The organism is Lachnospira sp., assembly GCF_016290755.1.
GTDB lineage: Bacteria > Bacillota > Clostridia > Lachnospirales > Lachnospiraceae > Lachnospira > Lachnospira multipara.
The window spans coordinates 1-8,650 of record NZ_JAEEVD010000074.1 but is presented as its reverse complement, the minus strand read 5'-3'; the positions used below and the strand labels follow the sequence as shown (position 1 = coordinate 8,650).

The following is an 8,650-nucleotide window of genomic DNA, read 5'->3' as shown; positions in this document are numbered from 1 at the left end:
GATATATGTCTACCCAATAAAGCAACAGATCCAGACTTTAGCGAAGTAATTGAGGAAGCGAAAAAAGAGGGAGTAGAGATTCTTTATCTTAGATGTAGAGTAAAAGAAGATGAATTGTATATAGATGAATAATAACAAAACTAAAGAGAACTAGGATACATAATAAAAGATATGTAAAGATATGTGTAAAGAACCGGAATGTGAGGTAACGTCTTATATTCTGGTTCCTTTTTTCTTTGATAAAAATTATCATAAATACACAAAAATATTGACATAGTTTCCTTTAAATATTAAAATAACTTTCGTTAGTTATATCTAACCGGAACAAAATAACATCAGGAGGAAACTAAATGAAGGTTCTAAGAATTGTTGGAGCAGGATATGAGTTACCAACAAAAGAAGTAACCTCTGAGGAATTAGAGGCTATGATGGATTTTGACAAATTCAAAATTAGAAAGGGTATGTCAAAATTATTAAGTGGTGTAAATAAGCGAGGTTTTGCAAACGATAATGAAGATGCATCAGATTATGCTGTAAGAGCGTCAAGAAAGGCACTAGAAATGGCAAAGTTAAAGCCGGAAGATATTGATATGGTGCTATTTTGTGCAATTTCATCCGATTTTATGGAACCAGCAACAGCTATGAAAGTAAGAGAGGATTTGGGTTGTATTAATGCAAATTGTTATGATATAAAAAATGCCTGCAATGCTTTTTTAAGCGGATTAGAGATTGCTAATATGTATATTGAGACAGGTAGAGCTAAAAATATCTTAATATGCTCAGGAGAAATATTAAGTAGGTATTTAAAGATGCATTACGACGATCCTAAGGAGATAGCTAATGCTAATGCTACCTTTTCACTAGGCGATGCAGGTGGTGCAATAGTGGTTACAGCAGTAGAAGGTAGTAAAGAGGATTGCATGCAGAATGAATTTAGGACATCATCAGAATATTGGGATGATGGTGTTTTATGGGGAAGTGGAACACATTTTGCCCATGATCCTAGTAAGGCTTATTTTCAAAATGAGTCTAAAGAAATGATAAAGACAAATTTTAATAGAGCAATGAATTTTTATTCAGAAATGTTTAAAAAGTACGATATTAATTTCGACAAAATCGGACTTTTTATACCTCATCAAATAACTAAGTATTTGACATTAAAGACAGTAGAAATTCTAAATCTCCCATCGGATAAAACTGTTGATTTAGTTGAAAATCACGGAAATATTGGATGTGCATCGATTCCATTAGCTATAGCTAAATCCATTGAAGAGGGTAGGTTGGTTCTTGGTAGTAACAAGCCTATTGTTATCCTTGGTTTTGGTAATGGAATAAGTATGGCATTTTTTACATTAAAAATATAGGAGGAAAAAATGGAATTTGTTACAGAAAATGATGTCATAGATCTACTAAAAAGAAATTTCCCAGATTTAGAAAAGATACCAGTTTCAAAATCATTTACACAGAGTGGAATATTATCATCACTTGATTTGGTTAATTTGGTGTTTGAATTAGAAAATGAATTTAATGTTGAATTTGATTTGGAAAATATCGATTTAACTGAATTCGATTCACCATTGAAGATAGCAGAGACTATTAATAAGTTAAAGGGCTCGGATAATAACACTATAAGAAAATTAATAGACAGTATTTGTAGTGAAAAGAAAGATGAAATAGCATTAATTTTTGACGACTATAAGATAACATATGGTGAACTTTACAAAAATATAAAGACTCTATCTTTTGGTTTTATAAAAGATGGTGTAAATAAAGGTACCCATGTGGCTATTATCCTAGAAAACTGTATGGAATATATAATGTCATATTTTTCATTGTTTTATATTGGCGCCATACCTATTCCTATTAATACTAGATGGAATACTAATGAAGCAATTAGAGTAATAAAAGATAGTGATAGCTGTTATTTTATTTCAAAAGAACATCAGGGAAAACTAAAGTTTAAGGATATATATAATGCGCTCGTTGAGGATAATATAAAAATAAATAAAGTGTATTATTGCCAGGAAAACTTAGATGAAGAGATAAAGGAAATTAAGAAATTTTCTGATATTTATTCGGATAAAGAAGAGAAACTTAACAATATAACAGGCGAAGATATTGCGATGATATCGTATACATCTGGAACAACAGGAGTACCAAAGGGAGTCGTACTAAAAAATAATAGCGTAACAAATATCTCTTTATATACCGCAAAGGTTTGGACAGATTGTGAAGATAGTCCATTTTCCATAGCTCCTCTTTATTCAGCACAAGGTTTTCTTAGTATGTTAATTGACTTTTCAGTAGGTTCTAAGTTTAAGATGATTAGTAGCTTTAATACTAATGATATTTTGCAAGAAATATCAAAAGGAGAAAACACTATTTTTCATACACAGCCTACTATGTGGACAATGCTACTTAATAGTAGGGCGATAAATTTTGCAAGATTTACAGGATTAAGAAAAATAGTTGTATCAGGGTCGCTTTGCAGTCCTGAATTAGCAAAAAGAATTGAAAAAAGATTAGGGCTTAGATTACTAAATGCATATGGACTTATAGAGGGCACTAGTGTTGCAACTATGACAAGATATGATGATTCTGAAGAAATTAGATATAACACAGTAGGAAGACCGATACCAGGTGTATCAATTAGGATAGTTGATAAGAATCATAAACCAGTAGAGCATGGTCAGATTGGAGAATTAGCAATTAAAGGCTATGTTATGGATGGTTATTATAAGAATCCTGAAAAAACAAAGGAAGTTATCGATGATGAAGGTTGGTTATATACTGGAGATTTGGCAAGATACTATGATGATGAAAATATAAGCATTGTAGGTAGATGTAAAGATATGGTCATTAGAGGTGGATTTAATGTTTATCCTAGTGATATTGAGGAAGTTATCTTACAAATTCCTGAAGTGCAGACGACAGCTGTAGTTGGAAAAGAACATGAAGTTCTAGGAGAAGAATTAATAGCTTTTGTTGTACTTAGACCCGGAGAAAATATCCGTGAAAACGACATAAGAAAATATGTATTTAAAAACCTAGCAAACTATAAGCAACCAGACAAGTTTTATTTAATAAGCGACATGCCAACTATTTTAGCTGGGAAAATAGATAAAAAGGTTCTTAAAAAGTGGGCTGTATCAGGAATACCAGATAATAAAAAAATGCTTTTCGCATAAGGGAGAGAGCTTGATGAAAGAAAAATTAATTAATTTTATAGCAGATAGATATGGATGGGATGAAAATGAAATGTTGAGTGTGGAATCCTTTGAAGAGTTGGGATTAGATTCATTAAGTCTATATTCATTAGTTACAGATACAGAGGACGAATTTAATGTAAAGTTTGATACTAATGACTTAACTTTAATCGATTCTCCAAAAAAATTTATTGAGTATGTTATAGGGTGTATTGAGAATGCAGACAATTAACGAGTTTAAAAATGAAATTGATAAATTGTATTTGGATAACACCTTGGCTATGAGAGTAATAAGAGGAGAAGTTAAGCGTGATGCTGATAAGGTATCAATTCTTGTTTATCAATGTAATATGGCAAGAATGAAAACAACCGATATTAAACTTCCAACATTTATTGAAATTATTGCTGATGCAAACGGTATTATAAAAGATATTTCTTTATACGATAACTTTAAAGGATCACAAGGTATGGTTTGCTCAGGCAAATATTTAGATAAAACATTAAAATCCTATTTGCTAAATAAAAATATAAACAGTGATTTTTCAATATTAAAATACACAAAAAACTATCATTGTAGACATACATATGAAGTGGTTGCAGCAGGTATCTCGTTTTATCATTTTTTAGTTGATGGAAAGCTAGATTATGGATCGTTTCTTAATAAAACTGTTGCCTATGAATGCGAAGCAGGACTTGAAATAAAAGATGAATTAGTAATTAATGATGATGAATATTTATTAAAAGAAAATGTTCATTTTAATGCTAAAGACCTGAAAATGCTTAGCAACGGAAAAATTGGTGCTATTGATGCCTTTAAATTAGATGGCAATTTTTTTCATAATGGATTGATGGTAGATGATTTTGTAAAGGAGATAACCCCATGTGATACAGCATCAAAGGTAACTTTAAATATGATGAGATTGTTTAATTGTCCATGGAAGATGTTAGGTAGAATTGTTGGTAAAAATAGGAACTTTTATTTTACCAATTTAGTACCTTCGTCTTTTTATGGAGTTTTGATTCAAGCTATTTCACTGATACTATTTCCTAATAACTATAATTACTTTCAGCATACTATGGCGGGGCTTCAAAGAGAGGATAATATTCCTCTTTGCTCTGGTATGGTAATTAATTTTGATGAAATAAATGAATTTTATCCTGATTTAATAAAATACATATAAAAAGGGAGAGAAAAATGATTGAGTTAAAAGAGGTAAAAAAATATTACCAGATGGGAGATTCCGTAATTAAGGCTGTAGATGATATCAGTTTTAAGATAATGGACGGAAAGTGCACAGTTATCCTTGGACCATCAGGTTCAGGGAAATCCACAACTCTTAATTTGCTTGGAGGAATGGATACTGTAACAAGTGGAGAAATACTATTGGATTTAGAAGATATATCAAAGTATTCAGAAAAAGAATTAGAGAATTATAGACGAGAAAAGATAGGCTTTGTTTTTCAGTTCTATAATCTTATACCACAGCTTACTATTCGAGAAAATGTTGGTATAACAGCTGATATGGTAAGTGATAGCTTAGATGTTGATGAAGTAATAAATGCTGTAGGATTAGAAAAAAGAAAGAATCTGTTTCCACAGAATTTGTCTGGAGGTGAACTTCAACGAGTTGCAATTGCAAGAGCTCTTGTGAAAAATCCAAGAGTATTGCTTTGTGATGAACCTACGGGAGCACTTGATAGTGAGACTGGTAAAATGATTCTTAAACTACTAAAAGAAACGTCAAAAAAACACAGTATTTCATTGATAATAGTAACACACAATTCAGCCCTTGAAAAAATTGCAGATCAGGTAATTAGGATAAAGGACGGTAAGGTAGTTAGTGACACTGTAAACGAGAATCCATTAGAAATAGATGAGGTTGTTTGGTAATGAAATACTTGATTAAAAAAATGCTAAGAGATGTACAACAAAATTACACGCAGTTTATAGCTGTGTTTTTGATGGCAACTATTTCAGTTATGATATACTCCGGAATGGCATCAGTATGGACAGGCCTAAGTAGTACTGTTAAAGAAGAAGTTGATGAAACTAATATGGCAAATCTATATGTTTCTGCTACAAATATTACTGATGATGATGTTAGTGACATTAAGGACTTAGAGGAGGATTTAGAAATTTCTCTTATATGTAAGGGAAGCTTTAATACGGTTGATGGAGAGAGTGAAATCGAGGTAAATACCGTTAATAATTTTGACGTTAGTAAATTTACGTTTATTTCTGGAGAAACCTATAAAGAAGATAAAGAGGGAATTTATCTTGATAAGGATTATGCAGAAAAGCACAATTTAAATATAGGAGATGATGTATATTTATTAAACGCCTGGGGTGAAGAGGTGACACTTACACTTCTTGGAACCATTCATTCACCGGAATATATTTATTATACTGGAGCTATTACAGAAACTGTTCCTAATTATGAAAAATATGGATATGGTTTTGTTAGTAATAATACCTTTTTAAAATTAAATTCTAAAATAAATTATACGTTGGCAAAGATTACAACTAGTAGTGAGATAACTGACGATATGCTAAGTGAAATTCTTGGAGAGAGATTTGTATCAGTAACTAAAAGAGCTGATTATACGACATATTCTAGAGTAGAAAAAGAAGTAGAGCAGATGAAAAAGATGGCTACCCTATTTTCTCTAGTATTTATTTTGCTGTCTTTACTTACTATGTATACATCAATGGTTAGACTTGTTAACAGACAAACTCAAGTTATTGGTACATTAAAGGGGTTAGGCGTTAAGTCTAGACAGATTAAGTTTCACTATGCCCTTTATGGACTTATTACGCCATTATTAGGCGGTCTGCTAGGACTATTAATCGGCAGACTTACGGTTTCTAAGGTCTTATTAAATGTGAAAAAGACTACGCTTTATTTAACTGAGTGGAAATTAGTATTCTCAGCCTCTAGTTTTATACTTATAGCGATTATAATCATTTGCTGTAGTATGGCAGCAGTGCTGGCTGTAAGAAAAGTTTTAAAAAGCAAAACCACAGATATATTAAGAGGAAATATAAATCAAGGCAGAGTAAAAAAAGAGCTAAAGGATAAATATTTCTTGAGTAATTTCTCTTATGAATTTAGATTGGCTATTAGAAATATGTCTGAAAACAAAGTGCGATTTATAATGGGAATAGTTGGTGTACTTGGTGGAATGGTTTTAATGATAGCAGGTCTTGGCGTTAAAGATTCCATTAACGGCTCTAATGATTATGTTTTTTCTAAGCAATTTACATATGAAATAAAAGGTATATTAAAAATACCTGGTAGTGTGTTAGAAGGAGAAGATGGACTTCAATATCTATATGAGAATAGTGTTGAAATAAAGACAGACTTAAAGGATAAAAAGACTATCTTAACAGCCCTAGAGGATGGAAATTATTATCATTTTTATGATAATGATGACAATGAGATAAATATAAAGGATGCAGGTGTTGTAGTTTCTAGACATTTAGCAGATGAACTAGGTATTAAGGCAGGAGATACTATTAGTATTAAAGTTAATGGTGATGACTCTTTTAAAGAGATAAAGGTAAATGCTATAACTAAAACGCTAACGCCACAGGGAATATTTTTTTCAAAGGATGCTCTTGAGGATGCAGGAATTGAATTTATTCCAACCAGTTTTTTAACGGATCAAAAGGATGCAGAATATTATAGAAATCTTGATGAAGTTAAAAATTGCATAACTAGAGAAGAACAGTTAAATAATACTAAAACTGTGGCAGATTCTGTCATGTCTGTTGTTAAACTCTTACTTTTAGCCTCAGTTATGCTTAGCGTTGTAATTCTATACAATTTAGGAATTCTAAATTACGTTGAACGAATCAGGCAATATGCAACTATGAAGGTGCTTGGCTTTTATATGAAAGAAATAAGAAGTATATCCATATCAGAAAGTATTATAACAACGCTTATTGGCTGGATTTTTGGAATGTTAATAGGTGGAGCATTTTTAAAACTTTATGTAAAAATTATATCATTTGATACATTTGAATGGATAGCGATAGTCAACCTTAGGACATATATTATTGCAACTCTTGTGGTAGTTGGTGTTACTTTGGTTGTTAATATTTTGCTAAATAAAAAAATTAAGAAAATAGTGATGGTTGAGGCGTTAAAGTCTGTGGAATAAAAAGGAGTTAGACATGATTTTAGAGATAGATATATCTGATATTGAAAAAGCTGAAGTATCTACATTTGTGGATATGCTTACATATGTATCAGAATACATATACGAGATTAAGAAGGAAGAGAATAAAGTTTTGCTTAATATAGAAGGTGGCAAAAACGAAGAAGTATTAGACAAAATTAAAATTTTGCGAGGCTATCTTAATTTAGATGAGGTAAAGAAAAAAAGAGATGTTTCAACAAAGGTTTTAGAAAATCATACGGATAAAAAAACAATAAACAAAGAATCTATTTTTGAAAAGTTGATAGAGTGTGGAAGTATTGTAGAAATGTCTGATGGTGCATATGGTTATAGCGGGATTTTTCTTAAGGTTTTTAGATACTTTAATAGAAAAATAGAAGAATTTGGACATGAAATGTTTGAAGATATTATTGATCTTGAGGACTCAATTCTTTATCCAGTTGATGAATATGAAAGAGGCTTGTATTTTGAAAGTTTTCCGCATCACTTATGTTTTGAGACTAATATAAAAAGTAATGTAGAATTGTTAGACAGATTTTCTAAAAATGGTATTAGTGATCCAGAAATTTTTAGTATAACTAATTTTAAAAAGCCAGAAAACATACTTCGTCATGCAGCTTGTGTGCCTATTTATCCAATGCTTAAAAATAAAGTGATAAGCGAAGATAAACCTGTATTTTATTTGGTATCAGGGAAGTGTTTTAGAAATGAGGATAAAAATATTTCAGAGCTTGCAAGACTTAATGAGTTTTATATGAAGGAATATGTGTGTATAGGAACACTTAAGCAGACTCTAGATATGATAGAGAAAGCAAAAAAATTATGGAATTATTGGATTGAGAAGTTTGATTTAAATTGTACAATTCAGACAGCTAATGATTCTTTCTTTGCAAATAACTATAAGAAGCTTAAGATTTTTCAGATTATGGGAAATTCAAAACAGGAATTAAAGGTGAATCTTCCACATAATAATACAGAATGTGCAGTAAGTTCTGCAAATGTCCATAGAACACATTTTACAAAAACATATAATATTCATTCAAATAACTCTTTATGTATGAGTTCATGTTTTGCTTTTGGTATAGAAAGACTAAGCTATGCGTTACTTTGTCAAAAAGGAATTGATATTGATAAGTGGGATGATATAACAAGAAAGGAAATATTAGGAGAATAAATGGATTGCTTATATCTAGTTATAGGAACTGGAGAATTAGCAGTACAAATAGCAGCCACATTAATGAAACAAGGCATTAGTGTGGTTG

Annotated in this window: 8 protein-coding genes; all 8 read left to right on the top strand. The window is 30.9% G+C overall.

Features of this window, described 5'->3' with window-relative positions:
- Nucleotides 1–3: 3 nt before the first annotated feature.
- The 8 genes from QVA17_RS12700 (at nt 4) to QVA17_RS11750 (ending at nt 8,562) form a co-directional block, all read left to right on the top strand.
- On the top strand, nt 4–132 hold the full coding sequence (locus QVA17_RS12700; RefSeq protein WP_442911570.1) for a DNA/RNA nuclease SfsA: 129 nt from the start codon (nt 4–6) through the stop codon (nt 130–132).
- Nucleotides 133–350: 218 nt separating this feature from the next.
- On the top strand, nt 351–1,364 hold the full coding sequence (locus tag QVA17_RS11780) for a 3-oxoacyl-ACP synthase III family protein (protein ID WP_074718342.1): 1,014 nt from the start codon (nt 351–353) through the stop codon (nt 1,362–1,364).
- Between the two features lie 9 nt (nt 1,365–1,373).
- Nucleotides 1,374–3,188 (top strand): AMP-binding protein, encoded by a 1,815-nt coding sequence (locus QVA17_RS11775; protein ID WP_287389126.1) that lies wholly within the window; start codon nt 1,374–1,376, stop codon nt 3,186–3,188.
- Between the two features lie 13 nt (nt 3,189–3,201).
- Nucleotides 3,202–3,438, top strand: a complete 237-nt coding sequence (locus QVA17_RS11770) for an acyl carrier protein (RefSeq protein WP_074718346.1) — start codon at nt 3,202–3,204, stop codon at nt 3,436–3,438.
- Entirely contained in the window at nt 3,425–4,387 is a 963-nt protein-coding gene (locus tag QVA17_RS11765; protein ID WP_287389123.1) for a hypothetical protein, read from the top strand. Before QVA17_RS11770 ends, QVA17_RS11765 begins: the two co-directional genes overlap by 14 nt.
- 14 nt (nt 4,388–4,401) lie before the next feature.
- On the top strand, nt 4,402–5,097 hold the full coding sequence (locus QVA17_RS11760; RefSeq protein ID WP_287389121.1) for an ABC transporter ATP-binding protein: 696 nt from the start codon (nt 4,402–4,404) through the stop codon (nt 5,095–5,097).
- The gene (locus QVA17_RS11755) at nt 5,097–7,370 is read left to right on the top strand and encodes an ABC transporter permease (RefSeq protein WP_287389119.1); all 2,274 of its coding nucleotides are present in this window, start codon (nt 5,097–5,099) and stop codon (nt 7,368–7,370) included. The genes QVA17_RS11760 and QVA17_RS11755 overlap by 1 nt, the downstream gene beginning before the upstream one ends.
- A gap of 13 nt (nt 7,371–7,383) precedes the next feature.
- Nucleotides 7,384–8,562: an aminoacyl--tRNA ligase-related protein gene (locus QVA17_RS11750; protein WP_083354528.1), complete on the top strand. Its 1,179-nt coding sequence runs from the start codon at nt 7,384–7,386 to the stop codon at nt 8,560–8,562.
- Nucleotides 8,563–8,650 lie beyond the last annotated feature (88 nt).

Excerpts from the sequence above, each read along its gene's own strand:
- QVA17_RS11755 (WP_287389119.1), top strand. The coding sequence starts at position 5,097 with ATGAAATACTTGATTAAAAAAATGCTAAGAGATGTACAACAAAATTAC.
- QVA17_RS11770 (WP_074718346.1), top strand. The coding sequence starts at position 3,202 with ATGAAAGAAAAATTAATTAATTTTATAGCAGATAGATATGGATGGGAT.
- QVA17_RS11775 (WP_287389126.1), top strand. The coding sequence starts at position 1,374 with ATGGAATTTGTTACAGAAAATGATGTCATAGATCTACTAAAAAGAAAT.
- QVA17_RS11760 (WP_287389121.1), top strand. The coding sequence starts at position 4,402 with ATGATTGAGTTAAAAGAGGTAAAAAAATATTACCAGATGGGAGATTCC.
- QVA17_RS11765 (WP_287389123.1), top strand. The coding sequence starts at position 3,425 with ATGCAGACAATTAACGAGTTTAAAAATGAAATTGATAAATTGTATTTG.
- QVA17_RS11780 (WP_074718342.1), top strand. The coding sequence starts at position 351 with ATGAAGGTTCTAAGAATTGTTGGAGCAGGATATGAGTTACCAACAAAA.
- QVA17_RS11750 (WP_083354528.1), top strand. The coding sequence starts at position 7,384 with ATGATTTTAGAGATAGATATATCTGATATTGAAAAAGCTGAAGTATCT.